At 68.6% G+C, this 25,978-nt stretch carries 26 protein-coding genes and 1 riboswitch; of the genes, 16 read left to right on the top strand and 10 right to left on the bottom strand.

Going from position 1 to position 25,978, the window contains the following annotated elements:
- Positions 1-290 precede the first annotated feature (290 nt).
- From ACK8HH_RS11380 to ACK8HH_RS11365, 4 genes are all read right to left on the bottom strand, one after another.
- Positions 291-1,910: a cytochrome b gene (locus tag ACK8HH_RS11380; RefSeq protein WP_006895286.1), complete on the bottom strand. Its 1,620-nt coding sequence runs from the start codon at positions 1,908-1,910 to the stop codon at positions 291-293.
- Entirely contained in the window at positions 1,907-3,058 is a 1,152-nt protein-coding gene (locus tag ACK8HH_RS11375; RefSeq protein WP_062366668.1) for a ubiquinol-cytochrome c reductase iron-sulfur subunit, read from the bottom strand. The genes ACK8HH_RS11380 and ACK8HH_RS11375 overlap by 4 nt, the downstream gene beginning before the upstream one ends.
- Positions 3,055-3,957 carry a cytochrome c gene (locus ACK8HH_RS11370; RefSeq protein ID WP_062366670.1) on the bottom strand — a complete coding sequence of 301 codons (903 nt, stop codon included), beginning with the start codon at positions 3,955-3,957 and terminating at the stop codon, positions 3,055-3,057. The genes ACK8HH_RS11375 and ACK8HH_RS11370 overlap by 4 nt, the downstream gene beginning before the upstream one ends.
- 81 nt (positions 3,958-4,038) lie before the next feature.
- The gene (locus ACK8HH_RS11365) at positions 4,039-4,650 is read right to left on the bottom strand and encodes a heme-copper oxidase subunit III (protein WP_039866941.1); all 612 of its coding nucleotides are present in this window, start codon (positions 4,648-4,650) and stop codon (positions 4,039-4,041) included.
- 170 nt (positions 4,651-4,820) lie between these two features.
- Between ACK8HH_RS11365 and ACK8HH_RS11360 the strand changes: the two genes are divergently transcribed.
- Positions 4,821-5,285 (top strand): hypothetical protein, encoded by a 465-nt coding sequence (locus ACK8HH_RS11360; RefSeq protein ID WP_006895290.1) that lies wholly within the window; start codon positions 4,821-4,823, stop codon positions 5,283-5,285.
- 55 nt (positions 5,286-5,340) lie between these two features.
- Positions 5,341-6,429, top strand: a complete 1,089-nt coding sequence (gene trpD / locus ACK8HH_RS11355; RefSeq protein WP_062366672.1) for an anthranilate phosphoribosyltransferase — start codon at positions 5,341-5,343, stop codon at positions 6,427-6,429.
- A 2-nt stretch (positions 6,430-6,431) separates the two neighbouring features.
- Here the strand turns inward: trpD and ACK8HH_RS11350 are convergent, their stop codons facing one another.
- From ACK8HH_RS11350 to ACK8HH_RS11340, 3 genes are read right to left on the bottom strand one after another with little or no spacing between them, the layout of a single operon-like run.
- Positions 6,432-7,223, bottom strand: coding sequence for a helix-turn-helix domain-containing protein (locus ACK8HH_RS11350; RefSeq protein WP_412475185.1), 792 nt, complete (start codon positions 7,221-7,223; stop codon positions 6,432-6,434).
- Positions 7,220-7,498 carry an Lrp/AsnC family transcriptional regulator gene (locus tag ACK8HH_RS11345; protein ID WP_006895293.1) on the bottom strand — a complete coding sequence of 93 codons (279 nt, stop codon included), beginning with the start codon at positions 7,496-7,498 and terminating at the stop codon, positions 7,220-7,222. The genes ACK8HH_RS11350 and ACK8HH_RS11345 overlap by 4 nt, the downstream gene beginning before the upstream one ends.
- 32 nt (positions 7,499-7,530) lie before the next feature.
- Positions 7,531-9,291 (bottom strand): DEDD exonuclease domain-containing protein, encoded by a 1,761-nt coding sequence (locus tag ACK8HH_RS11340; RefSeq protein ID WP_412475184.1) that lies wholly within the window; start codon positions 9,289-9,291, stop codon positions 7,531-7,533.
- A gap of 277 nt (positions 9,292-9,568) precedes the next feature.
- Here ACK8HH_RS11340 and ACK8HH_RS11335 point away from each other — a divergent pair, with 277 nt between their 5' ends.
- From ACK8HH_RS11335 to ACK8HH_RS11315, 5 genes are all read left to right on the top strand, one after another.
- Positions 9,569-9,733 carry a hypothetical protein gene (locus ACK8HH_RS11335; RefSeq protein ID WP_346076075.1) on the top strand — a complete coding sequence of 55 codons (165 nt, stop codon included), beginning with the start codon at positions 9,569-9,571 and terminating at the stop codon, positions 9,731-9,733.
- Between the two features lie 110 nt (positions 9,734-9,843).
- Positions 9,844-10,043, top strand: a riboswitch (cyclic di-AMP (ydaO/yuaA leader).
- 18 nt (positions 10,044-10,061) lie between these two features.
- On the top strand, positions 10,062-10,637 hold the full coding sequence (locus ACK8HH_RS11330) for a C40 family peptidase (RefSeq protein WP_006895296.1): 576 nt from the start codon (positions 10,062-10,064) through the stop codon (positions 10,635-10,637).
- Between the two features lie 88 nt (positions 10,638-10,725).
- Positions 10,726-11,772 (top strand): C40 family peptidase, encoded by a 1,047-nt coding sequence (locus tag ACK8HH_RS11325; RefSeq protein WP_006895297.1) that lies wholly within the window; start codon positions 10,726-10,728, stop codon positions 11,770-11,772.
- Positions 11,773-11,817: 45 nt separating this feature from the next.
- Complete coding sequence (locus ACK8HH_RS11320) at positions 11,818-13,173, top strand: peptidase MA family metallohydrolase (RefSeq protein ID WP_231875682.1); 1,356 nt, start codon at positions 11,818-11,820, stop codon at positions 13,171-13,173.
- On the top strand, positions 13,170-14,288 hold the full coding sequence (locus ACK8HH_RS11315) for a glycosyltransferase family 4 protein (protein ID WP_006895299.1): 1,119 nt from the start codon (positions 13,170-13,172) through the stop codon (positions 14,286-14,288). The genes ACK8HH_RS11320 and ACK8HH_RS11315 overlap by 4 nt, the downstream gene beginning before the upstream one ends.
- Positions 14,289-14,418: 130 nt before the next feature.
- Here the strand turns inward: ACK8HH_RS11315 and ACK8HH_RS11310 are convergent, their stop codons facing one another.
- Positions 14,419-16,221, bottom strand: coding sequence for an AMP-dependent synthetase/ligase (locus ACK8HH_RS11310; protein WP_062366681.1), 1,803 nt, complete (start codon positions 16,219-16,221; stop codon positions 14,419-14,421).
- 130 nt (positions 16,222-16,351) lie between these two features.
- Here ACK8HH_RS11310 and ACK8HH_RS11305 point away from each other — a divergent pair, with 130 nt between their 5' ends.
- From ACK8HH_RS11305 to ACK8HH_RS11280, 6 genes are all read left to right on the top strand, one after another.
- A complete protein-coding gene (locus tag ACK8HH_RS11305) occupies positions 16,352-16,762 on the top strand; it encodes a hypothetical protein (protein ID WP_062366683.1) in 411 nt (136 codons plus the stop codon).
- Positions 16,763-16,764: 2 nt separating this feature from the next.
- Positions 16,765-17,202: an SRPBCC family protein gene (locus ACK8HH_RS11300; protein ID WP_346076082.1), complete on the top strand. Its 438-nt coding sequence runs from the start codon at positions 16,765-16,767 to the stop codon at positions 17,200-17,202.
- Positions 17,203-17,222: 20 nt separating this feature from the next.
- Positions 17,223-18,434 carry an ArsA-related P-loop ATPase gene (locus tag ACK8HH_RS11295; protein WP_062366688.1) on the top strand — a complete coding sequence of 404 codons (1,212 nt, stop codon included), beginning with the start codon at positions 17,223-17,225 and terminating at the stop codon, positions 18,432-18,434.
- Between the two features lie 274 nt (positions 18,435-18,708).
- Positions 18,709-19,062, top strand: a complete 354-nt coding sequence (locus ACK8HH_RS11290) for a hypothetical protein (protein WP_412475183.1) — start codon at positions 18,709-18,711, stop codon at positions 19,060-19,062.
- A gap of 1 nt (position 19,063) precedes the next feature.
- Positions 19,064-20,068 (top strand): ROK family protein, encoded by a 1,005-nt coding sequence (locus tag ACK8HH_RS11285; RefSeq protein ID WP_062366692.1) that lies wholly within the window; start codon positions 19,064-19,066, stop codon positions 20,066-20,068.
- Positions 20,069-20,142: 74 nt separating this feature from the next.
- Positions 20,143-20,874, top strand: coding sequence for a lysophospholipid acyltransferase family protein (locus ACK8HH_RS11280; RefSeq protein WP_062366694.1), 732 nt, complete (start codon positions 20,143-20,145; stop codon positions 20,872-20,874).
- 38 nt (positions 20,875-20,912) lie between these two features.
- On the opposite strand, the gene ACK8HH_RS11275 is transcribed toward ACK8HH_RS11280, so the two are convergent.
- A complete protein-coding gene (locus ACK8HH_RS11275) occupies positions 20,913-22,262 on the bottom strand; it encodes a glycosyltransferase 87 family protein (RefSeq protein ID WP_062366696.1) in 1,350 nt (449 codons plus the stop codon).
- Positions 22,263-22,302: 40 nt separating this feature from the next.
- On the opposite strand from ACK8HH_RS11275, the gene ACK8HH_RS11270 reads away from it, so the two are divergent.
- A complete protein-coding gene (locus ACK8HH_RS11270; RefSeq protein ID WP_412475182.1) occupies positions 22,303-22,803 on the top strand; it encodes a polyadenylate-specific 3'-exoribonuclease AS in 501 nt (166 codons plus the stop codon).
- Positions 22,804-22,873: 70 nt separating this feature from the next.
- The gene (locus tag ACK8HH_RS11265) at positions 22,874-24,268 is read left to right on the top strand and encodes a class II 3-deoxy-7-phosphoheptulonate synthase (RefSeq protein ID WP_006895309.1); all 1,395 of its coding nucleotides are present in this window, start codon (positions 22,874-22,876) and stop codon (positions 24,266-24,268) included.
- 39 nt (positions 24,269-24,307) lie between these two features.
- On the opposite strand, the gene ACK8HH_RS11260 is transcribed toward ACK8HH_RS11265, so the two are convergent.
- Positions 24,308-25,537, bottom strand: a complete 1,230-nt coding sequence (locus ACK8HH_RS11260; protein ID WP_412475181.1) for a protein kinase domain-containing protein — start codon at positions 25,535-25,537, stop codon at positions 24,308-24,310.
- A 70-nt stretch (positions 25,538-25,607) separates the two neighbouring features.
- On the opposite strand from ACK8HH_RS11260, the gene ACK8HH_RS11255 reads away from it, so the two are divergent.
- Positions 25,608-25,973, top strand: coding sequence for an Rv2175c family DNA-binding protein (locus ACK8HH_RS11255; RefSeq protein WP_006895311.1), 366 nt, complete (start codon positions 25,608-25,610; stop codon positions 25,971-25,973).
- The last annotated feature ends 5 nt before the right edge of the window (positions 25,974-25,978 follow it).

Genomic DNA, 25,978 nt, shown 5'->3' with positions numbered 1-25,978 from the left:
CCAGATCTCCGGGCGCGGCCGGGCGGGCGACGGTAGAGCCGAGGGCGTCGACTCCGAGTCGTGCCTTCATTCTCGGCCGGCGTCGGCGACCTCGTCGAGTTCGGCGGCGGTCACCGGGACCGCGAGCGACGCTTGCGCAGTTCCCGTTCGGCTGCCGCCAGCTCGGCCGTGGTCCGTCGCTTGGCGACCGATCGAGGGCGCGCACCGTCGCCGGTGGGGGAGGGGAGCGCAGATACGACGAAGGCCGTCTCGCTGGTGCGAGACGGCCTTCGTCGTGGTGACTGCGCGGATCAGTCGAGGGCCTTGCCGCCCTTCTCCTGCAGGGCGATGAGCGCCTGCTTCTCCGCTTCGTGCTGCTCGTGAGCGATGCGCTCGTTGAGCGCCTGCTCCTCGGCGCTGTCCGGAACCAGCACGGTGCCGGAACCCGGCGACCCCGCTGCGCCGAGCTTGTTCATCCGCTTCGGCAGCGGTGCACCCTCGTAGGGGAGCGGGATCGGGTGACCGTGGTCGTCGACCGGTCCGAGCGGCTGGTGGATCTCGATGTACTCGCCCTTGGGCTCGCGGCGGATGATGCCCGTCTCGATGCCGTGTGCGAGGACGTCGCGGTCGCTGCGCTGCAACGACAATGCCCAGCGGTACGCGATGAAGTACACCAGCGGCGGGATCACCAGCAGACCGATGCGGCCCATCCAGGTGGTCGCGTTGAGCGAGATGTGGAACTTCAGCGCGATGATGTCGTTCATACAGCTCACCGTGAGGATGATGTAGAACGCCAGGGCCATCGCTCCGACCGCCGTGCGCACCGGGGTGTCACGCGGACGCTGCAGCAGGTTGTGGTGCGCGGTGTCGCCGGTCAGCTTCTTCTCGATCCAGGGGTACGTGAAGAGCAGGCCGAAGATCACGCCGATGACCACAACGACCCAGAAGATCGCGGGGATCGTGTAGTTGCCGAGGTAGAGCTCCCACGGCGGCATCAGTCGGGCGAAGCCGTCGGTCCACATCATGTAGATGTCGGGCTGCGAGCCCGCCGAGACCTGCGCCGGGTTGTACGGACCGATGTTCCACACCGCATTGATCTGGAAGACGCCGGCCATCAGGGCGAGAACGCCGGTGATGATGGCGAAGAAGGCACCGCCCTTGGCGGCGAACACCGGGAGGATGCGAACGCCGACGACGTTCTTCTCGGTGCGGCCGGGGCCGGGGAACTGCGTGTGCTTCTGGTACCAGACCAGAGCCAGGTGAGCACCGATCAGACCCAGGATGATGGCCGGGAAGATCAGGATGTGCAGGACGTACAGGCGCGGGATGATGATGTCGCCCGGGAAGTCGCCGCTGAACAGGGCCCACTGGACCCAGGTACCGATCAGCGGAATGCCCAGGACGATGCCCGACATCGCGGCGCGAACGCCGGTGCCCGAGAGCAGGTCGTCCGGCAGCGAGTACCCGAAGAATCCCTCGAACATCGCCAGCAGCAGCAGGAAGCAGCCGATGACCCAGTTCGCCTCACGCGGGCGGCGGAACGCGCCGGTGAAGAAGATTCGCATCATGTGGATGATGATCGACGCGGCGAACAGCAGGGCCGCCCAGTGGTGGATCTGGCGAACGAAGAGTCCGCCGCGGACCTCGAAGGAGAGGTTCAGCGTGGTCTCGTACGCGCGACTCATGGTGACGCCGTTGAGCGGCTGGTAGGCGCCGTCGTAGATGACGTGAGCCATCGACGGGTCGAAGAACAGAGTCAGGTACGTACCGGACAGCAACAGGATGATGAAGCTGTACAGCGCGATCTCGCCCAGCAGGAACGACCAGTGGGTGGGGAAGACCTTGTTGATCTGTCGACGCATACCGGCCGCGAGGTGGTACCGCGAGTCGACCTCTTCTGCCTGCGTGGCGAGGCGGTCAGCGATCGTCATGACTTACGCTCCCAGAATGCCGGTCCGACGGGCTCGATGAAGTCGCCGTTGGCGACCATGTAGCCCTGGTTGTTAACACTGATGGGCAGCTGCGCCAGCGCACGTGCGGCCGGTCCGAAGACCGCCTTGCCGTACTCGAGGGCGTTGAACTGCGACTGGTGGCACGGGCAGAGGATCCGGTTGGTCTGCTGCTCGTACAGCGAGGTCGGGCAACCCAGGTGACTGCAGACCTTCGTGTAGGCGTAGTAGTCGCCGTAGTTGAAGCTCTCCTGGCCCTTGCGCTTGATGACGCGCTCGGCGTCGGCCGGACGCAGGCGGATCAGCATGACGGGGTTGCGGACCGCGCGAAGACCCTCGAGCAGCTTGTGGCGGGACTCCTCGGTCTCGCCGTAGCCGTCGGAGACGCGCCACGGGAAGACGGTCTCCATGGCGCCGGCGTCGAGGTCCTCCGGTCGGACCAGGGCCACCTGGTAGGGGTTGCCGGTGTCGCGGCGCAGGAAGACGGTCTCGCCCTTGGTCTCGTTGTAGATCGGCGACCAACCGGTGTGCCACAGGGGAGCGTCGTCGCCCTTGGCCCACGGGTTCTTGATGAAGCCGCCGATCGCGGCGACGCCGCCGGCCACCGACAATGCGCCGAGGCCGAAGACCGCCGAACCGATGATCATCTTGCGGCGGGGGAGGGTGGAGGTCTCCAGCGTGTCGTCGAGTTCAGCGACGATGGTCTGCTTGTCGACGTCCGCCGAACCTCCGTCGTGACGATCCTGCACCGAGATCTCGGCCGGGATGAACCGCTTGGTCAGCTGAACGACGCCGAATCCGAACGACAGGATCGAGAGACCGAAGGTAACGCCGAGCAGAGGCGTGTACAGGGTGTAAGCCCAGTAGCCCGACTCGTCCGGCATGCGGAACTGCCATTCATTCCAGATGAACAGCGCGAAGCCGGCGATGGCGAAGAGGCCTGCCAGCACGAACCAGATCGCGACAGCGAACTCGGCGCGCTTCTCGGCCTTCGTGCCCGGCTCGGGGAAACGCTCGGCGCGGTGGATGATCTCCACTCCGTCGAGGTTGGTACCGAGACGGACCTTCTCGTCGCGAGACATTGCGGCGAGTTCGTCGTCGGACGGGACGTCCTTACTCGTGTCGCTCAATTTCGTGATCCAATCCACATTGCGCCGGCGACGACCGCCGTCACGCCGACAACCCACATGACGATGCCCTCAGAGACCGGACCGAAACCGCCCAGTCCGTAACCGCCGCTGGGGTTGGCGGTGTCCACGTAACGGACGTAGCCGATGATGTTCTTCTTCTCGTCCACCGACAGCTGACGGTTCGAGAACTTGGGCATGTTCTGCGGTCCGGTGAGCATCGCGGTGTAGAGCTGCTGCGGGTTGACGTCCGTCAGCGGGGGAGCGAACTTACCGCCCGAGAGAGCGCCGCCACGACCGGTGAAGTTGTGGCAGGAGGCGCAGTTGAGACGGAACAGCTCCGAACCGCGGCCGATGTCGGTGCCGCGCAGCGAGTCCATCGCGAGGACGGGGAAGCCGTCCTTGTACTTGATGTTGCCGTCGGCGTCCTTCTCGTACATGACCGACGGACCGCCGCCCATCGCCTGGATGTAGGCGCCGAGCTGGTCGATCTGAGCCTCAGTGAACTTGGCGGGCTTGCGCTGCGCCTGAGCCTCGTTGCGCGAGGCCGGCATGCGGCCGCTGGAGACCTGGAAGTACACCGCGGCGTCACCGACGCCGATGAGCGACGGACCGCGGTCCCGGACGCCCTCGAGGTTGGCGCCGTGGCAGGTGATGCAGGAGGTGTCGTACAGCTGCTTGCCTGCGGCGACGGAGCTCGCGCTCTTGTCGTCGGCGGTCGCGACCTGCGGCTTGGGCGAGATCAATGCGGCGATGATGCCGGTGGCGATCAGGCCAAGCAGAAGGAAGATGGTGCCGCTGGCTCGGCGACGGAGCTTGCGACGCCGCTTAGCGCGCGCGGCGTCGTTGTTTTCATCGGACGGGTCGCGGTCTTCCGGCGAACTCGGTGGAGATGATCTCATCTGTGACTCTCTACTAAGCGGTTTGGACTGAATGTATGTGAACCGGTCCGGCGGGCCGGCCGGTTCTTCGGCCGCCGGGGGCTACCGGATGAAGTAAATGACGACGAACAGCGCGATCCACACCACGTCGACGAAGTGCCAGTAGTACGAGACGACGATCGCAGCTGTCGCCTGCGCCGGAGTGAACTTCGACAGGCGTGTGCGGATGAGGAGGAAGACGAAAGCGAGGAGACCGCCGATGACGTGCATGCCGTGGAAACCGGTCGCCATGTAGAAGACCGACCCGTATGCGCTCGACGAGAGCGTGGTGCCCTCGTTGATGAGCGAGTAGTACTCGTAGGCCTGGCCGCACACGAAGAAGGTGCCCATCAGCAGGGTCAGCGTGTACCAGCGACGAAGGCCGTACACGTCGCCGCGCTCGGCGGCGAAGACACCTGCCTGGCAGGTGAACGAACTGAGAATCAGAACCGTGGTCACCGGCACGGCGAGCCAGAGGTTCAGATGTGTCGGGGGCTGCGGCCAGCCGTCCGATGCATTGGCCCGAGCGACGAAATACATCGCGAAGAGGCCAGCGAAGAACATCAATTCGCTCGACAGCCACACGATGGTGCCGACGCTGACCATGTTCGGACGGTTCAGCGAGTGCACGCGTGAGGTGATGGCGGTTTCTGAGTTACCCACAGCGCTAGTCACAAGAGAAGTATGACGGTTCGTAGTAACCGTTGACCACCCGGGTCGGAAAATTGCTCGAAGTCGCCTGCTTTCCGCAGGTAGAGCCGATGACGACGAGTCTACCGGCGTGTCCTGAGACCAGGATGAGGGTTTACGGTGGACGCCATGACGATATGGCGTGAGGTGGCGTGATGGTCTCGTGGAAGCTGCCCTGGCGCAGTGACGCCGCGCGCGCACCCGAGCCCGTGGTGGGCGATCCGGATCTGCGGGTGGTCGTCTCCGGCACCGACGAGACGGTCGCGAGTTCGGTGGCATTGGCGCAGGCGGGGTTCGCCTCGACCGAGGCGGTGGTTCTGCGGCATGTGGTGCGACTGCCCGCCTCGGCGGTCGGCGGGGTCCTCGAGCGTGTCGGTGCGGACGGTTACGCGGTCGACGAGAGTCCGGTGGATGAGCGTGTGGTGGCTGCGGGGCCCGACGCAGCGGACGACGCGCTGACGACCCTCGCGCTTGCTCGGGTGATGCCGGTGGATGCGGTGGCGCTCTCTCGGGAGCGGGCCCGCATCGCGAGCATGGTCTCGCGCGCGGAGGGGGCCGTCGTCGGTTGGGCGGTGCTGCGGCCGGCGGGTGCCGGGGAAGCCGGTGCGCCCCGTCGCTGAACTGCGGCGGATACTCCGCTGACGCGTCCGGGAGGCTGCCGTTAGGGTGGTTCGCGTGACTGCTGACGACGTGACTGCCGCCGAGAACGCTTACACCTGGCCGTATGTACTCGGCAAAGTGACCGATCGGGTCGATCTGACGGTGGACGAGGCGGCGTGGGCGATGCGCGAGATCATGTCCGACGCGGCGACCGGCGCACAGATCGCCGCGTTCGGTGTCGGCGTCAAAATGAAGGGCGCCTCGTCGTCGGAGTTGCGAGGGCTGTCGGAGGCGATGCTCGCACTCGCGAACCGCATCGAGGTGTCGGGGTCGGCGGTCGACATCGTCGGGACCGGGGGCGACCGCTCCCACACCGTCAACATCTCCACGATGACATCGGTGGTCGTGGCCGCTCTCGGTGTTCCAGTGGTGAAGCACGGGAACCGTGCGGCCTCGTCGAAGAGCGGCGGAGCCGACGTGCTCGAGGCGCTCGGCGTCGCGATCACGCTGCCGCCCGCCGCGGTCCAGCAGTGCGTCGAGGAACTCGGTATCGGCTTCTGCTTCGCGCCGGTCTTTCATCCGGCCTTCCGCTTCACAGGACCGCCGCGCAGCCAGATCGGCATTCCGACGGTCTTCAACGTGCTCGGGCCGCTGACGAATCCGGCGTCGCCGGAAGCCGGACTCATCGGCTGCGCCTTCTCCGACCTCGCGCCGGTGCTGGCGCAGGCCTTCGCAGAGCGCGGCAACCGGGTGCTTCTGGTTCGAGGCGACGACGGTCTCGACGAGTTGACGACCACCACCACCTCCACCGTGTGGCAGATCATCGGCGGCCGTTCCCGCGAACTGACCCTCGATCCCCGAGATCTCGGAATCGATCTCGTCGAGCTGTCAGCCCTGCAGGGCGGAGACGCTTCGGTCAACGCGCAGATCGCCCGTGAGATGTTCGCCGGTGCCCGCGGTGCGGTGCGTGACGCGGTGGTCCTCAACGCCGCGGCCGCTGTGGTCGCCTTCGAACAGGACGAGATGTTCACTCAGGAGGAGTTCATCGCGGCGATGCGCGATGCTCTCGCGAGGGTCGAGGCGGTGATCGACTCGGGCGGGGCGGCGGACCTGCTGTCGCGCTGGGCGCAGGTCAGCAACCGCCTCGCCGCCGAGCACGGCTGATCTCACCCTCCCGCGCGGTAGCGGCTCGGGGTGAACCCGAGCACCGAGGCGAAGTCGCGTGTCATATGGGCGTGATCGGTGTAGCCGAGCTCGGCGGCGATCTCGGCGAGGGATTCGTCCGGCCGTGTCCGGACGCGGTGCGCCGCCTCCTGCAGTCGACGGCGGCGGATCAACGCCGCCGGTGACAGGCCGACGTACTTGGCGGTGAGGCGCTGCAGGGTCCGTTCGCTGATCCCGAAGAGTTCGGCCGATTGATCGACCCGGATCAGAGCGGGGTCGGACTCGAGCGCGGTCACCGCGCGGTTCGCGAGCAGCGCCTCGTCGGTGAGCGACGCGCGAGCCCGCAGCCACCGTCCCACCGTCTCGGCAGCGGCCGCGGGGTCGGGCGGGGAGCCCATTCCAGTGGTCATCTCGGTGCTCACCGCGGCGTGCAGGTCCGGTGCGGACACCACGGTGACGGTGTCGAGATGTTCGGCGGGACGGATGGGGAGTGCTCCTGCGGCCGCGGGCCGCAGGAGTGCTCCCACGGCCCATCCTGTTCCTGCCAGGTCCCGATGACTGATCCGGGTGGTCGCACCGGCCACCACGACGTGATCGTGCTGAACCACCAGATTCAGGGCGCCGAAGCCGATGACCTCCTGGCGGCTGACACGGCCGGTCGGCAGCTGCCAGCGGCAGATCCAGAACCACCGGACCAGGTCGGCCGTCGCGCCGATGGCGGGAAGTCGATGGAACTCGGGAAGCGACTCGGGGCGCAGGACGCCTCGGTCGGACGGGATATCGGGGCGCGTCACGCCTCGCCGATCGAGAACCCGCCCTCCACCTCGGCGCTGGCGTAACTGCGGAACGCGATGTGCGTGGCACTCGTGCGGACACCGGGAAGACGGTTGATGGCGCCGGTCACCACCGAGGCGATCTCCTCGTGATTGCGCACCCGGACCTTGGCGATCAGGTCCACGTCGCCGGCGCACGAGTACACCTCGGTGACGCCCGGGATCTCGGCGACGGCCTGGGCCGTCTCGGGGATCTGATGGATGTCGGCTCCGATGAGAACGATGGCGGTGATCATGGGCTCGACTCTAGTGGCTTGCCGCCAGGCCGTTAGCGACTCGTCGCCTCGCGCGCCGATCGCGCGATGCGTGCGAAGTCGCGCCAGCGCTCGGCTGCGCCGATCGGCAGTGAGAGCTGGTCGCTCACGTCGACCAACCGCGTACCGGACTCGTACAGCCATCGCTCGATCAGCGCCGTCTCCTCGGCAGGCGCACCGGCGAGCGGTCCGCTGTCGTCGGCAGGGGGCAACACGGTCGTGGACGCGGCTCTGAGTCGTTCGACGACCGCCATCGGGGCCACGCCGCGAGCCGCGTGCGCGGAGCCGGCCAGGCGCCCGTATCTGACGACGCTCAGCTCCCAGCCGCCGGCACCGTCGGGCCGTGCGCCCACGACCTCCGGCCGCTGCGCCACCGCCGCGAGCCGCTGCGTCCGGGCGAGGGTCTCGATGGTCGCCGACAGTCGGTCGCGCGCCCGGGCCGCCGACTCGAACCGGCGCTGCTGGGCCAGGTACTCGACGCGTTCGCGCAGAACCGCGAGAAGCGAGTCGGACCGTCCCGAGATCAGGTCGCGTACGGCCTCGACTCGGCAGAGGTAGTCCGGCAGCGTCTGCGGGCGGTCACTGGCGGCGCGGCACGTTCCCGGCAGCGTCGCGACGAGCGGATCCGGCAGTCGTCCCGCCTCCGTCGGCCCCTCACACCAGTGGTGGCTCGCCTTCTTCAGGTCGGCGCCGCACGTCCGCAGCCCCGCCGCCCCGGAGAGGACGTCCGCCACCTCCAGCGCGACCGCCCGGCTCGTCACCGGCCCGAGCGATTCGGTCCCCGGCGTGCGCGACACCTTGAGGCGCGGGAAGCGCTCGGCGGTCAGGGTGATCCACCAGCCCCGCTGCGGATTGCGGGAGCGGCGATTGTAGGACGGCTTGTGGACCCCGAGAAGTCGCAGTTCGGCGACCCCGGCCTCCAGCGCGTGAGCGCACTCGACGTGATCGACGCGGGTCGCGAGTGAGACCATCTCGGCGATCCGGGTGCGGGTGTCGCTTCCGTTGAAGTACCCGGAGACGCGACGGTGGAGGTCGACGGCGGCACCTATATATAGGACCTCCTCCGACGGACCGCGGAAGAGGTAGACGCCCGGCCGATGGGGGAGCCCGGACGCCATCGTGCGTTTGGCGCGCATCGCCGGCGTCGCCCGGGGCAGATACGTGGTCAGATCGCCCACCGTTCGCACCCCCTGGTCGCCGACGCGCTCCAGAAGTCGATGGAAGACGTCGACCGTGGCACGGGCGTCGTCCAGCGCACGGTGGGTCGGCCGGACCGAGACGTCGAACAGATCGGCCAGCGCGGAGAGTTTGACGCTCGGCGCCTCCTGCCTGCTCAGAATCCGTCGGGCCATCACCACAGTGCACAGGGACGCGGAGAACGGCCACGGCAGGCCCGCTCGGGCAGCGCTCCTCCGCAGGAACCCCATGTCGAAGCGGGCGTTGTGCGCCACCAGGACGCACCCGCGGGCGAACTCGACGAAGGACGGCAGCACCGCCTCGACGGCTGGCGCGTCGTAGAGCATGGCGGTGGTGATTCCGGTGAGGGCGACGATCTGCGGCGGGATCGCGCGCCCGGGGTCGACCAGCGTCGCGAACTCGCCGAGCACTTCGCCTCCACGGATCTTGACCGCACCGATCTCCGTGATGCGGTCGTTCTCCGGACTCCCGCCCGTGGTCTCGAGGTCGACCACCACGAAGGTGGTCTCCCGCAACGGAGCGGAGGTGAACTCGTCGGCCTCGGGAAGGTCGGCGAACGACAGCTGTTCGACGGTCATGGCCGAACCGTACGGCGGGGCTCTGACAGCCCCGGCCCGACGCGCTTCGGCGGACGGAGATGTCGTAGGGGCGTCGTAGTCTCCACCCGAGGTCGACGGCGACGAGACGTCTTCGGGTCGCGGACAACGTGATTGCCCGGTTTCGCCGTCTCCACCGAGATGATGAGAGGCAGATCACATGAAAATTGACTGTGCGCGGTGTCCGATGCGAGCGCGAGCCTGCGGCGACTGCATGATGCAGGTCTTCTTCGGTCCGCCCACCAGCGGTTATGGGGTCATGGAGAACACTGACCCCGCCGGTGCCGAACTCGCCGACGCGATCGATGTGTTCGCTGACACAGAATTGATCTCCCCTGAGGTCGCGGGTGCGGCCAAACGGGGTGTCGTCGCAGGTGATGACACTTTCCGGGAGTCGTGGCCGGGTGGCCTCCGCGCCGTGTGAGCCGGTAGCGGACGGCGCGCCTACGGCGGGCCGGTGGACATCGCTGTCAGGGTTTCGTAATCTTTCCGAGACCTTCCAGTCAGGGATGTCCCGGAGCAGTCCGGGTGCCCGGTGGGTCATCGCCTAATCGCCCTCACCAACGGGGGCGAACCGGGGAACCACTTCCTCCGTGCGACCGATGCGAATCGTGCGTGCGGATTGGGGTGAATCGCACAAGGATTGAAGCTTCGGGCTTCTTTCTGCCTGCGTAGGGTCCATCTCTTCCGGCCCGAACCCGACAGCTAACCCGGTCGGCGATAAGGGAGAACAACAAGGAGTACGTGTTTTCGTGGGCAAACATAGTTTGGAGCAGACCAGTGCCGGCCGTAAGGCCGCCAAGTCCGCAGTGCTCGCCGGCTCGATCGCCATCGGCGGATCGCTGGCGTTCGCCGCAGCTCCCGCACATGCCACTCCGGTGACCGTTCCGAACGTCGGCACCTTCGACGTTCCGGGACTGCCGCAGAACCTGGTGCCGAAGGCCCCGCAGGCCCCGAGCCTGGACATCGGCACCCCGCAGCAGGTGCGCGCCAAGAAGGCGCTGCGCTACGCGGAGTCCAAGATCGGCGCGCCGTACGTCTACGGTGCGGCCGGCCCCAACGCCTTCGACTGCTCGGGTCTGACCTCGTGGGCCTACAAGCAGGCCGGGAAGATCATCCCGCGCGACAGCTACGGTCAGCTCGGCGGCGGCACCCCCGTCGCATCGCTGGCACAGGCCCAGCCCGGCGACATCCTGATCTTCAACGGCGGCGGCCACGCAGGCATCTACGCCGGCAATGGAATCTTCGTCCACTCGTCCACCGAGGGCGTTCCGGTGAAGCGCGACAAGGTGAACGCGTGGAACCTGACGGGTATTCGCCGCTACTGAGCAGCGACTGCCGTTTGAACTTCGGTGAAGGGCGGGACGGCGTGATGTGCGCCGGCCCGCCCTCACGGGTATGAAGGATCGAGTGCGAGTGGTGTTGAAGAGTCGAACGTCCCGGACGCTCAGACGGGCGGCCGCCTTCGGGCTGGCAGCCGTGTCCGCGTCGACGATCATGGTCGGGGCCCCCGTGTCAGCCGACCCGGCGCGCACCCCCGACCAACTGCTCTCGAAGTACCGCTCGCTCTCGGTGAACGCCGAGAAGACCTCCGAGGCGATGAACGCCGCGCAGGTCGAGTACGACAAGCAGCGCCGCATCGTCGCCGTCGAACGACGCAAGGCCGACAAGGCGGCCCATCAGCTCACCGCGATGCAGGGCCAGATGGACGCGGCCCAGAAGAAGGTGGACGCCCTCGCGCGCGTCAGCTACCGCGGAGCTCGCATCAACCGCCTCTACGCGATGCTGGTGAGCGATTCGCCCCAGAATCTCCTCGACAACATGTCGGGTCTGGAAGTGATGTCCCGCCAGTCGGCTGCCGACCTGCGGTCGGTGGTGAAGACCGCACGCGAGGCCAAGGCCGCCAAATCGGAGGCCGAGAAGACCGCCGCAGCCGCGACCCAGGCCATTGCCGCCTCGGAGAAGCAGCGCGGTGAACTGCAGGCCAAGCAGGCGAATCTGCAGATCGAAGCCGTTCAGATCCGCGCCATCTACCAGTCGATGACCGGCAAGCAGCTCGCCGCGCTGCGCGGGCCGAAGTACAACTTCGACCCCCGGGCCGTGCCGAAGGGGACCTCTCCGGAACTCGTGGCCGTCCAGGCCGCGATCTCGCGTATCGGTGATCCGTACGTCTGGGGCGCCACCGGGCCGAACCAGTTCGATTGCTCCGGCCTGATGCTGTGGGCCTATAAGCAGGCCGGACGTTCGATTCCGCGGACCAGTGAGGCTCAGCTCGCAGGCGGCACCCCGGTCGATCGCAACGACCTCGAGCCGGGAGATCTGATCATCTACTACCCGGATGCCACGCACGTCGGGATGTATGTGGGCGACGGTTACGTGGTGCACGCATCGACCTTCGGTGTGCCGGTCGCGGTGGTGCCGATCGACAAGGCCGGCCCGTACAACTCCGCGCGACGGTACTGAGTGCGCCCCCAGCGTGCCGCGATCGCGGCCACTGTCTTGGCGGCCGTGACTGCCGCGTCGCTCACCGCCTGTGGCTCCGTTGCCGATCACCCATCGGCCTCTTCGTCTCCGACGGTCGCGACGACGCCGCTGAACCCGTTCGAACAGCAGCGCTACGACGGCGTCACCGCCCTGCTCGACCAACTGTCGTCGACGCTGCGCAACGGCGACCGCAGAGGTCTGTCCGAACTCATCGATCCGGCCGCCACCGTCGAGTTCCGGCATCGGCTCGACGCCGTGGCTGCCGATTTCGCATCGGCGCCGGTGGGAAAGCCGCTCAAACTCAAGGAATTCCGCTATCGAGTGGCGCCTCAGACCGGTCCGGAGCACCTTCTCGAACCGGATTTCGAGGCGAAGCTCGAGGCGGCCGGCGCCTCCGACAGTTGGGTGACGCCCGTCGATCTCGACTACGCGCTGGGCGGCGCGTCGTCGCCTGGACTCGACGAACCGACGGTGACCCTCCACCAGAGCCTGACCTTCGCGCGATACGGCGACGACTGGAAAGTCGTCGGCGACGGTGGCCTGGCGCCCGACCCGTCGCAGGCTTCACGCGAGAATCCGAAGGCACCCGAGGTGGGACCGTGGGCGTTTCCGGGGCTGTCGGCGAACGACGTGCGCACCTCCGGGGGGACCTCGACGGTTCTGTGCTACCGGGGCGCGGAGAAGACCGCGGCTCAGGTCGCCGAAATCCTGCCCGCTGCGGTGGATGAGGTATCGAAGTTCTGGGGCGACGACTGGGTTCGGCGGATCGCGGTGATCTCCACCGCCGACGGCGCTCAGTTCTCCGGACTCACGAGGACCGTTCCGGTCGACACCTCAGCTGCCGCGGCCGCCACCGTGTACACCATGATCGATCGTCAGAATCAGCAGGTGGTGGGACAGCGGATCGTGCTCACGCCCGCCGCCCGTGCCCTGTCGAAGCCGGCGCTCGCCGTCGTGATCCGCCATGAGCTCACGCACGTCGCCTCGCGGCTCAACACCGCCGAGAACGCGCCGCTGTGGCTCACCGAGGGCGTTCCGGAGTACGTGGGCCGCAAGGGCACTTACCGGGACTTCGTCGACGCCGCACCGGAATTGGCCGCTGCCGTGGCCGCCGGCGACGTTCCGAAGGCGCTGCCCTCGGACGGGTCGTTCTCCGTCGACTCGGACGCGGCCCGGATCGCCTATCAGGAGGCGTGGTCGTTCGCGGCCTTCGTCGGCCAGAAGTTCGGCGAGGAGAAGCTCAAGAAGATGTACATCGGTGTCGGCAAGGGCGGAGACACCTCCACCACCGACGACGCGATGAAGGACGCGCTGGGTGCCGACAAGTCGACGGTGGTCGCCGACTGGCGGGCGTGGCTGCGCACCCAGGTGCGCCGGTGAGACGAACGCTGCTTGTCACCAACGACTTCCCGCCTCGGCCGGGCGGCATCCAGTCGTACCTGGAGAACCTGATCGCCTTCCTCCCGCCGGAGGACGTCATCGTCTACGCGCCGACGTGGCGGGGCTGCGAGGAGTACGACTGCGCGGCTCCGTACCGGATCGTCCGCCATCCCACGAGCCTGATGCTGCCGACTCCCGGAGTGCTGCGAAGGGCCGCGAATCTCGTGCGCGACAACGATGTTCACACAGTCTGGTTTGGCGCGGCGGCTCCGCTCGCGGTCCTCGGGCCCAAGCTCCGGAAGGCCGGGGCTCGGCGGATCGTCGCGAGCACACACGGTCACGAGGTCGGGTGGTCGATGCTGCCCGGCGCCCGCCAGGTACTCCGGTACATCGGCGACCACACCGACGCGATCACCTACGTCAGCCGCTACACCCGCGGCCGGTTCGCGGCGGCCTTCGGCCCGCGGGCATCGCTCGAGTACGTCTCCTGCGGAGTGGACGTCGACCGGTTCGCGCCGGACTCCACGGCGCGGCGCGTGCTGCGGGAGCGCTACGGACTGGGCGACGCACCCACAGTGCTCTGCCTGTCGCGGCTCGTGCCGCGCAAGGGCCAGGACATGCTGATCAGGGCGTGGCCCGCGATCCGTGACGCAATTCCCGACGCGCGGCTGATGATCGTCGGCGGCGGTCCCTACGCCGATGCGCTGCACCGGCTCGCCGAGGAGAACGGCGTGATGGATTCGGTGACCTTCACCGGCGGCGTCCCCGCCGCGGAACTGCCGATGCACCACGCGATGGCCGACGTATTCGCCATGCCGACCCGCACCCGGGGCGGCGGCCTCGACGTGGAAGGCCTCGGCATCGTCTTTCTCGAGGCCTCGGCCAGCGGTGTGCCGGTGGTGGCGGGCGACTCGGGCGGGGCGCCCGAGACGGTGCGCGAGAGCCTGACGGGCACCGTCGTCGACGGCCGTGACCGGGCCGCCGTCGCCGGGGCGATCGTCGAGATCCTCTCCTCACCGCGGCTCGCTGCGGCGATGGGGGAGGCCGGACGCGAATGGGCAGTGGAGAACTGGCAGTGGAAGATGCAGGCCGCGCGCCTCATGCGGCTGCTGTGACGAGCGCCGTCCGGTCCGGCCGACCACGCCGCCCCACGCGCTTGAACTGACGATCCCCGCGAACCCCGTCGGAAGGGGTTCGCGGGGATCGTCATACCGCGTCTCGGTGCCCGCAGGCACGCACCGGCGGCTACTTGCGGTAGATCGCCGCGATCTCCTCGGCCCACTTGTCGGCCACCACGTTGCGCTTCACCTTCAGCGTGGGGGTCAGTTCGCCCGAGTCCTCGCTGAAGTCGGTCGGGAGGATGCGGAACTTCTTGATGGTCTCGGCGTGGGAGACGGTCTCGTTGGCGGCGTCGACGGCCTCCTGGACCTCGGCCAGCAGGTCGGGGTCCTGCGCCAGATCGGCGACGCTGAGGTCGGCGGACTTGCCGTGGCGCTCCTTCCACGCCGGGAAGGCCTCGAGATCGATCGTGATGAGTGCGCCGATGAACGGTTTCTGATCGCCGACCACCACGGCCTGCGACACCAGTGCGCTCGCGCGGATGATGTCCTCCATCGGCGCGGGCGAGACGTTCTTGCCGCCGGCGGTGACGATGATCTCCTTCTTGCGGCCGGTGATGCTCAGGTAGCCGTCCTGGTCGAGCGCTCCGATGTCGCCGGTGTGGAACCAGCCGTCGGTGATCGCGGTAGCGGTGGCCTCGTCGTTGCGCCAATAGCCGGTGAAGACCACCTCGCCGGAGAGCAGGATCTCGCCGTCGTCGGCGATCCGGACGGCGTTGCCCGGGATGGGCCGGCCGACGGTGCCGACCTTCACCTGGCCGGGGGTGTTCACCGTGATCGCGGCGGTGGTCTCGGTGAGGCCGTAGCCCTCGTAGACGGGGATGCCGACGCCGCTGAAGAAGTGTCCGAGGCGCGAACCGAGGGGTGCGCCGCCGGAGATCGCGAGTTCGCAGACCCCGCCGAGCGCGGCGCGCAGCTTGGCGTACACCAGCTTGTCGAACACCGCGTGCTTCGCGCGCAGCAGCAGGCCCACGTCACCGTTCTGGGCGGCCGTCGAATACTGCACGGCGACGTCGGCCGCGAGATCGAAGATCTTGCCCTTCCCGCCGTCGTGCGCACTCTGGCGTGCCGAGTTGAACACCTTCTCGAAGACGCGGGGGACCGACAGGATCAGCGACGGCTTGAAGACGGAGAAAGTCGGCAGCAGATTGGGGATGTCGCTGGTGTACCCGACCTCCATGCCCGCCTCGAGCGCGACCAGGTTGATCGCGCGGGCGAGTACGTGTGCCATCGGCAGGAACAGCAGCAGGCGCTTGCCGTCGCCGAGCAGAGCATTCAGCGGGGTCTCCATCACGCCGGCGATCTCGCCGAGCAGGTTGGAGTGGGTCAGCATGCAGCCCTTGGGGCGGCCCGTGGTCCCCGAGGTGTAGATGAGGGTGGCCGGACTGGAGGCCTTGAGCGTCCGACGACGCGCGTGGACCTCCTCGTCTGCCACATCCTTGCCGCGCTCGGTGAGGAGTTCGACGACTCCCGGGCCGTCGGCGACGTCGATCTGGAACACCTGGACCGAGTCGTCCACCGATTCCACCGTGTCGATGACGGCGCGGTGCCCGGCGGTCTCGGCGATGATCGCCGTAGCGCCGGAATCGCGCATGATCCAATCGATCTGGGGACCGGAGGAGGAGTCGTAGACCGGGACGGTGATCGCGCCGGCCGACCAGATGGCGAAGTCCAGGAGAGTCCATTCCAGGCGCGTGGCCGAGACCAACGCGACGCGGTCGCCCGGTTCGATGCCCGAGGCGATCAATCCTTTGGCGATCGCCGTGACCTGCGCTCCGGCCTCGGCCGCGGTGACCGGGAGCCACTGCGAGCCGGACTGACGACGGAACACGGTCTTGCCGCTCTGCTTCTCGACGATGTCGAAGAGCACGTCGGACGCGTTCCGCTCCTCGGGGATCTGAAACTTCGCGGGCACGCGGCACTCGGCCATGAAATACACCTTCCGGAACGGAAATTTCTCAGAACGACCTGAATCTCTGAGTGATCTTAGACCCACTCGGAGTGCCGGTTACGCACGAGTCGGGTTTCACCCACGGGGCCGGGTGTGTGAAGCTAGGACGGTGACGAGCATTCAGGTTGCCGACGAGGTCTTCGTCGCTGCGGCGCCGTCGCTCGCCGGTGCGGTGGTGGGCGATCGGGCGCGCTGGCGGCAGTGGTGGCCGGACCTACGGCTGACCGTGGTCGAGGACCGCGGAGACCAGGGCGTGCGGTGGACGGTGGCCGGACCGGTCGAGGGCACCATGGAGATCTGGTGCGAGCCGTGCATGGACGGTTTCATCCTGCACTACTACCTGCACGCCGAGCCGTCGCGCCCACTGCCGGACGGGGCGCGCGAGCGGATGGACGCGGTCGCGGAGCTGAACCGCCGCAGGCGCATCGCGGGCAAGGAGATGTCCTTCCATGTCAAGGCGCTGCTCGAGGGTGACCGCGAGGCCGGGGCGCCCGCGGCGTCTGCCGTCGCGGGGGCGTAGCGATGGCCGACCACACCGAGCAGTCGATCGTCATCAACGCCGACGTGGCGGACGTGATGGCAGTGATCGCCGACTTCGACAACTATCCGCAGTGGGTCACCGCGGCCCGCGAGGTGACCGTTCTGGAACGGGACGAGGAGGGACGGGGCGTTCGGGTGCGATTCGTCCTCGACGCGGGAGTCCTCGCCGACACCTACGAACTCCGATACACGTGGGACGAGGACGGCGACGGTGTCTGCTGGACGCTCGTCTCGAGTGAGCTGCAGCGCGCTCAGGAGGGCAGTTACCGTCTGGCGCAGCAGGTTCCGGGTTCGACCAAGGTGACCTACGCTCTCATGGTGGACCTTCACATCCCGATGATCAGCCAGTTGAAGCGACGCGCGGAGAAGGCGATCACCGAGGCCGCGCTCGGCGACCTGAAGAAGAGGGTCGAAGGCTGATCGATCTAGCGCCCATCGATCTGGTGCTCGGGCCGGGTGGCTCGGGCGTCTCCGTCGTCGCCGCGGCCGCGGCACTGCGGCACACCACGCACCCGCCCGCGGGCGTGCGGCTGGGCGCCGAGCGGGGCACACTGCTCGTCTCTCTCGACTCGCGGTCGTATCTGCCGGAACGTCTCGGCGTTCTTCGGCTCCCCGGGGAACCCGTCGCGGTGACCGCCGACGTCGACCTTCTGCAACTCGACCCGTTGTCCGTGCTGGAGCAGGCGTGGAGCGAGTTCACCGGCGCGCTCACGGCGGTGAGCTCGGGCAAGGCGCTCCTGCCGATAGTCGGTTCGGTGGCGTCGATGGCGCCGGGCGAGCTGTCGGCGCTGCCCGGCGTACAGGAGTTCCTGCTGCTCAGGCGGATTCGCGAAGCCGCGACCGCTGGACGGTGGCGACGCATCGTCGTAGACCTGTCCGGCTGCGGTGATCCGTTCGCCCTGTTGCGGTCGCCGACGGTGCTGTCCGCGGCACTCGAACGGCTGTGGCCGCGGCACGCGCGGCTCGCCGAGGCGGCGGAGAAGCCCGCGGTGGCGCAGTTGTCCGCGGCGGTGGAGGGCATCGACCGCGACTGCCAGGATCTGGCGGATCTGTTCACCGATCCGCACGGGGTGGCGGTCCACGTGGTGGTCGACGCGGGGGACCGCGGAGCGCGTGCGCTCGCAGACCAGATCGCGATCAGCGACCTGATGGCGCTGCCGTTGCGATCGGTGCTGGTCAATGAGGGCGCGGGCGGCGCGGCACAGGTCTGCGCGATCGATACCGCGCGGGCGGTGCTCGGCGGCGACGACACGGTGCAGGTGACGGCCGTGGCCGCCGCGCCGGAGGCGGTCGACCGGCTGTCCCGGATCCGCCGGGTGGTGGTCGATCTGCCGACACCGGGCGGGCGGCCGCGCGGGTCGGGCGCGCTGACCGTCGCGCACGTCTCCGGGGAGGGCCTGGACAGCGTCTTCGAACTGGCGTGGGACCAAGGGCTACCCGACCCCGACCGGCTGGCGCTGGGCAGGTCGGGCGACGATCTGCTGGTGACGGTGTCGGGTTTCCGTTTCCCGGTCCGGCTGCCCTCGGTGCTGCGGCGGTGCCTGGTGACGGGGGCCGACTGGCATGCGGGACGGCTGGTTCTGCGCTTCCGCCCGGACCCGGCCGTCTGGCCGCAGCGACGCACCCGAACCACTCCGGACGGGGACGGATGACCGGACGAACGATCCCGGCGACGGGCACGACGAGAAGCCGGTGAACGTACACTCGTCGTTGTGAGCGAGGGCATCGACCGGGTGGGATGTGCGGTCTGTCACCACTCCGGTGCCCGGCGCTGGGGATCGGCCGCCGCGCCCGGTAGCGTCAGGTGTCCGCGATGCGCACCCACGTGCCGTCCGACCCCCGCTTGCTGCCCGACCCCCGCTTGCTGCCCGACCCCCGTTTGCCCGACCACCGATGTCGGCCCGACCACCGAGGACTCCACCCACGATGACCGACGACCACGACGCCACCGGTTCCGGAGCCGCCGACGCCGGCGACTCCGTGCAGGCGTTGCTGCTCGGTTTCGCGAATCAGATCGAGCAGCTCGCCGGTCTGATCGCCGGCACATCCGGGTCGCGAGTCCCGGGTTCCGGGGTTGCGGGATCGGGCATTCCGGAGCTGCTCGGAGACGTCGGCACGATGGTCCGGGAACTCGGCGACCTGCTCGCCCGCATCCTCGCCGCACTGATCGCGGTGCTCGAGGCCGTCGCCGACATGCTGCGCTCGGATCGGTCCGAGCGCGCAGGCACGTCGTCGCGGTTCGAGACGATCTCGGTCAACGTCACGCCGATGGGCAGGTGACGTGACCGCGCGCGCAGGCGACGGGGCGTCGCCCGGTTCGGAACTGACCATCGGCATCGACATCGGCGGCACCAGCGTGAGAGCTTCGGTGGTGGACGCGCGCGGTCGCCAACTCGACACGCTTCGCACGGCCACCCCGCCGACCGCCGAGTCACTCGAGCACTGCCTGCACCGGCTCGTCACCGAACTGCGGGACCGGTGGGCGGTGGCAGCGGTGGGACTGGCGATCGCGGGTTTCCTGACACCCGATCGCCGGACGGTGCGCTTCTCCCCGCATCTGGCCTGGCGCGAGGCTCCGGTACCGGAGACGATGACGCGCAGGCTGGGGTTGCCGGTATTCGCCGAGCACGACGCCAATTCGGCCGCACTCGCCGAGCTGCACTTCGGTGCGGCGGCAGGTGGACACAACACGCTCGTCCTGTCCATCGGCACCGGGATCGGCGCGGGGATGATCATGGACGGGCGGCTCTATCGCGGCAGCTTCGGCGTGGCGCCGGAGTTCGGGCACCTCACCGTGGTTCCGGACGGCCGCTCGTGCAGTTGCGGCAAACGCGGTTGCTGGGAGCGCTACTGCAGCGGGACGGCACTGGTCGACACCGTGCTGGAACTGCTCGCCTCGCACGACTATCCGCGCAGCGTGCTGGCCGCCGAGTCGGAGGCGGACCCGGGCTCGCTCACGGGCAGGCGAGTGGCGGCGGCCGCGGCGGACGGCGACCCCGCGGCACTGGCCGCGTACGAGGACATGGCGCGCTGGCTCGGCTACGGTCTCGGCATGATCGCCGACGTCTTCGATCCGGATCTCATCGTCCTCGCCGGCGGCGTCGGTGCCGCGTCGAGTCTGTTCCTCGACGACGCGCGCGAGCACTATGCGGCGGCGGTCACCGGTAGCGGGCACCGCCGGCTGGCCCGGATCCGCGGTACCCAGCTCGGCGAGGCGGCGGGAACGATCGGTGCGGCCGAGGTGGCACGGCAGGGACTGGCGATGCAGGTGGCGGGCAGTCAGTAGAGTTTCTTCCGATGCGTTCGGGCGCCGGTGCGCCGGTGCAGGTCGGGAATCGAGCAGGAGGGGCAGCAACGTCCATGTGGTACTACCTTTTCAAATACATCTTCATGGGTCCGGCGCTCCGCTTGATGGGACGTCCGCGGATCGAGGGGCTGGAGAACATCCCCAAGGACGGTGCCGCGTTGATCGCGTCCAACCACATGGCGGTGGTCGACAGCTTCTACCTGCCGCTCATGGTGCCGCGGAGGATCTTCTTCCTCGCCAAGAGTGAGTACTTCACGGAGAAGGGCCTCAAGGGGCGCTTCAAGAAGTGGTTCTTCAGCACTTCGGGACAGATCCCGATCGACCGGTCCGGCGCCAGCGCGGCCGCGGACGCGCTTCTGGCGGGCAAGAAGGTGCTCGAGGACGGACGGCTGCTGTGCCTGTACCCGGAGGGCACCCGGTCGCCGGACGGCCGGCTGTACAAGGGAAAGACCGGGCTCGCACGGATCGCTCTGGAGACGGGCACACCGGTGATCCCGATCGCGATGGTCGGGACCGATCGGATCAACCCGCCCGGCACGGTGCTGCCGCGGCCGACCCGCATCGTCGTCCGAGTGGGCGAACCGCTCGACTTCTCGCGGTACGAGGGCATGGCAGGCAACCGCTTCATCGAGCGCGCGGTCACCGACGAGATCATGTACGCGCTGATGCGTCTCGGCGGCCAGCAGTACGTCGACGTGTACGCCGCCAGCCTCAAGAACGCCGACGGCGGCGCCAAGACGGCGGCACCGACGGCGCCGGCCGCGAAACCGGGCGACGCGGCCTGATCCGATTCCGGACCCCATGACGGTGTCCGCGCCGGCCGTCAAGCGGCCGTGGCGGACACCGTCGTCGTCTCGGGGGCACGGTACGGCAGCCGCCACAGTGCCACCAGGAGCGCCACGCCCCAGAGCGTGAAGGCGTTGCCGACCAGGTGCTGCCATGCAGCCCAGCCGTGCTCGATGGGCGGCAGGAGCTGGAAAGGCCCCACCGCGAAGATCACGACCCCGGTTCCGGCGAGGCCGAAGTACGTGGCACGGTAGCGGCGCTCATCGACGCGCCAGCCGATCGTCAGGCACAGGAGCAGCGCCGGGACGCACCAGACCCAGTGGTGGGCCCAGGTGGTCGGCGAGACGAGCAGTCCCCACACGGCCACGGCGCACGTGATCGCGAGGGCGTCGACGCGGCCGGTCATCGGTCCGCGCGCGAACGCCTCGGCGGGTCGTGCCGCCAGCACCGCCGCCAGCGCGAGGACCGTGGCCGCGACGCTGGTCAGGATCCAGGCGACCTCCGCGGCACTGCCCGCGTCACCGAACACGCGGAGCCACGCGGCGTTCAGATTCTGGTTGATCCGCCCCTCGGGTTGGCCGATCCGGGCGGTGTGGAACAGCGTGTCGGTCCAATACGTGCGGGAGTCGGCCGGCATCCAGATCCAGCCGATCGCCGCCGCGCCGACGAACGCGGCCAGTCCGGTGGCGACGGCGCGGAACCGGCGGGCCACCAGGAACACGCCGAGGAAGACCAGCGGGGTGAGTTTGACCGCCGACGCGATGCCGATCAGGACACCCTGTGCGCGGCGGCCCCCGGCGCGGTGCAGGACGAAGACGTCGATCATGATCATCGCCATCAGCACCACGTTGATCTGACCGAATCCGAGGGTCATCCAGAACGGGTTGAACCAGATGGTCGCGACCGATGCAGCGATCGCGAGCCACCACCGGTTGCCGGGCGAGCCGATGTCGAGCACGGCGAGCGAGAGCTTGGTGACGTAGACCAGCAGCGCGGCGGTGACCAGTGAGATCCCGATGCTCGCGACGGCGAGCGGGATCGCACCCAACGGGGTGAACAGCAGCGCCGCGAACGGCGGGTACGTGAACGGCAGCCAGATGCCGTCGGCGGTGAAGGGCATCGAACCGTCGGCGTACAGACTCAGGCCCTGATGCCAGATCTGGCCGCCGATGCGGTACACGTCCATGTCGAACCGGGTTCGGGTGCCGAAACTGGATGTGAAGGGCACGCCCAGGATCTGCAGGGCGGCCGAGAGTGCGAATGCGGCGACGATCGCCGCCCTCGCGGCTGGTCCGGGCGACCGCCGGGTGAGCCGCTCGGCGAGCCGTTGACCCCGGAGCGCTCCGCCCTCGTCGCGGGGCTGCGTCTGACCGCTTGCAGTGGGCATGAAAGCCAGTATTCCTGTCCGGCATGGATAATCAGAAGTCGTGCGCTACTTCTACGACACCGAGTTCATCGAAGACGGAACCACCATCGAGCTGGTGTCGATCGGGGTGGTCGGCGAGGACGGCCGCGAGTTCTACGCCGTCTCGACCGAATTCGATCCGGCGCGGGCGGGTGACTGGGTACGCACCAACGTCCTCGACAAGCTGCCGTCCCCGGCCGACAAGGCGTGGCGGAGTCGCCGAGCGATCCGCGAGAGCCTCTACGAGTTCCTCACCGCCCCTGGCGACGGCGTCGAACTGTGGGCGTGGGTCGGCGCGTACGACCACGTGGTGGTGTGTCAGCTGTGGGGGTCGATGACCGAGCTGCCGCGGGAGATGCCGCGCTTCACCCGGGAACTCCGACAGCACTGGGAGGCCGCGGGCCGTCCGGAACTGCCTCCGGCTCCGCGCAACGCACACGATGCGCTCGCCGACGCGCGGCACAACCTCGTCAAGTGGCGCGCCATCGAAGCGGCCGTCGGCGGCGGCGCCGGCGTGCACTGACGGCCGAGAACCGACGGCACTGTCGGAGGTGACCGACGCGACGTCCGGTTCGTCACGATAGGCTGGAGCGGTGGTGAACTGGACCGTAGACGTGCCCATCGACGAGCTTCCCGAACTGCCGCCCCTGCCGGGACGTCTCGCCGAGCAATTCGACGACATGCTGGCGCGCCCGGCTCTGCAGCAGCCGAGCTGGCCCGAAGAGGAGGCGCACAAGATGCGCACCGTCCTCGAGAGCGTCCCGCCGATCTGCATGCCGTCCGAGGTGGAGGTGCTCGCCGACCAACTCGCCGAGGTGGCCCACGGTCGCGCGTTCATGCTCCAGGGCGGAGACTGCGCCGAGACCTTCGCGGCCAACACCGAGCCGCACATCAAGGGCAACATCCGCACCCTGCTTCAGATGGCCGTGGTGCTCACCTACGGCGCGAGCATGCCGGTGGTGAAGGTCGCCCGCATCGCGGGGCAGTACGCGAAGCCGCGTTCGTCCGACACCGATGCGCTCGGGCTGCTCTCGTACCGAGGCGACATGGTCAACGCGCTGGAGGCCGACGAGGCCGCGCGCGTGCACGATCCCTCGCGTCTGGTGCGCGCGTACGCGAACGCCGCCGCGGCGATGAACCTGGTGCGGTCGCTGACCGGGTCGGAGGCCCGCCTGGCGCACGTTCACAACTGGAACCGCGAGTTCGTCCGCACATCGCCGGCCGGTGCGCGGTACGAGGCGCTCGCCGCGGAGATCGATCGCGGGCTGCGATTCATGGACGCCTGCGGCGTCACCGACTCGAGCCTCGAGTCGGCGTCGATCTTCGCCTCGCACGAAGCTCTGGTGATGGACTACGAGCGCGCCATGCTGCGGCTCGCCGACAACCCGCGCGGCGGCGACGAGCAGACTCTGTACGACCTGTCGGCGCACTTCCTGTGGATCGGCGAACGCACCCGGCAGCTCGACGGCGCTCACATCGCGCTGGCCAAGCTGATCAGCAATCCGATAGGCGTCAAGATCGGCCCCACCACGACGCCCGAGCTGGCGGTCGAATACGTGGAGGCACTCGACCCCGACAACCGTCCCGGCCGGCTGACGCTGGTGTCGCGGATGGGTAACGGCAAGGTCCGCGAGGTCCTGCCCGCGATCGTGCAGGCCGTCGAGGCGACCGGACACAAGGTGATCTGGCAGTGCGATCCGATGCACGGCAACACCCACACCGCGTCCACCGGTTTCAAGACCCGCCACTTCGACCGCGTGGTCGACGAGGTGCAGGGCTTCTTCGAGGTGCATCGTGCGCTGGGCAGTCACCCCGGGGGCATTCACATCGAGCTGACCGGTGAGGATGTGACCGAGTGCCTCGGTGGCGCACAGGACATCTCCGACCTCGATCTCGAAGGCCGTTACGAGACGGCGTGCGATCCGCGCCTCAACACCCAGCAGTCGCTGGAACTGGCTTTCCTCGTGGCGGAGATGCTGCGCGGCTGAGGGGAGCCTGCGCGGCTGAGGAGACCGACGGCGCCCGGTTCAGGCGAGCGAGGCGCCCACGGCCCACCCCGCAGCTGCGAGCACGACGGCGACGATCGTGATGATCGTCAACCACACGGCCGCCAGTGCGCGTCCGCGCGAGGTGGCCGCGGGATCGGCTTCGTCGATCACGTCGACCTCGTCGGAGTCCGGCTCCCAGTCGGCCCGGTCGGCCCACTCCGGCTCGTCGTCCGCCCAGCGTCGCTCGTCGGGTCCGTCCCAGGCGTCGTCGTCCCACCGATCAGACGGGGGGAGCGGCTCGGGATCGTATGCGGTGACCGGTCGCGGATCGGGCGCCTGCGCCGACACGGCCCGCACCGGGCGGGCGATGGCGGAGGTGACCCGCGCCGAGGCCCGGCTCGGAGCCGGGACGGTGAAGGCGGGCAGGTCGAGTTCATCGGCGGCGTCGAGCAACGCGTGCTGCATGGCGAATCCGTTGCGGAAGCGATCGGCGCGGTCACGCTCGGTGGCTCGCAGGACGATCTCGTCGATCTGCGGCGGGACGCCTTCGATCAGGTCGCCGGGGGCGGGGACGTCGTAGGTGAGCCGCTGATAGGCCAGCGCGAGCGGAGTGCTGCCGCTGAAGGGCTGCCGTCCGGTCAGTAGTTCGAACAGCATCACTCCGGCCGAGTACACGTCGCTGCGCGCGTCGACGTCGGTGGAGTTGACCTGCTCGGGGGACAGGTACGCGGCGGTCCCCAGAATCACGCTCGCCGACGTGACGCCGGCTTCGGCGACCGCGCGGACCAGACCGAAGTCGGCCACTTTGATGTCGCCGTTGTCGGAGACGAGGACGTTCTCGGGCTTCACGTCCCGGTGCACCAGCCCCGCGCGGTGCGCGGTGCCCAGGCCGCCGAGCATCGGGATCGCGACGGACGCCACCGCGTGCGGCGGCATCGGCCCGCGTTCGCGGAGCAGTTCGCGGACGCTGCCCCCGCGCACGAGCTCCATGACGAGGAACGCGACCTCACCGTCGATGCTCTGGTCGTAGACCGCGACGAGGCCGGGGTGGCTCAGACCGGCGACGGCGCGGGCCTCGAACTCGAACCGGCGCAGGAACTGGGGGTCGCCCACGTAACGCGCATCCATCACCTTCACTGCGACGCGCCGACCCAGACGCAGGTCGGTTCCCACATACACCGAGGACATCCCGCCGCGAGCGATCGGCGCGTCGATCCGGTATCTGCGCTCCAGCACTCGGCCGATGAGCGGGTCGCCAGGGGTGGTCACGGTGTTCGAATCTACCCGCCGCGCCGACGACCTCGTATGTGCCGCGCAGGACACCGGTAGGCTTTGCCCCGTGGGTTCTCTTCCGCTTTCGATCGACATCCTTCCCGACGACGTTCCAGTTCTCGACCTGGACCAGGCCGCCAAGCGGCTGGGGGTCTCGTCCAACCGGCTCCGCACACTCATCCGCGACCACAACCTGCTCGCGGCCTCGCGCGGAGGGGTACCCGTGATTCCGGAGGCCTTCTTCGGGTCCGACGGCCTCGCGAAGCACTTCGAGGGGCTGGTCCGGATCCTGCTCGACGGCGGTTACACGCGCGACGAGGCGATGCGCTGGCTGTTCACCGAGCAGGACGACCTGGGGCTGCGCCCGGCCGATGCGCTGCACACTCATTCGGCGCGCGAGGTGATCCGGCGCGCACAGGCTCAGGCCTTCTGACGGCG

The organism is Gordonia sp. LUNF6 (genome assembly GCF_047041125.1).
GTDB classification, from domain to species: Bacteria; Actinomycetota; Actinomycetes; order Mycobacteriales; family Mycobacteriaceae; genus Gordonia; species Gordonia sihwensis.
Note: the sequence above shows the minus strand (reverse complement) of the source record. Positions and strands in the feature narration are given on the sequence as shown.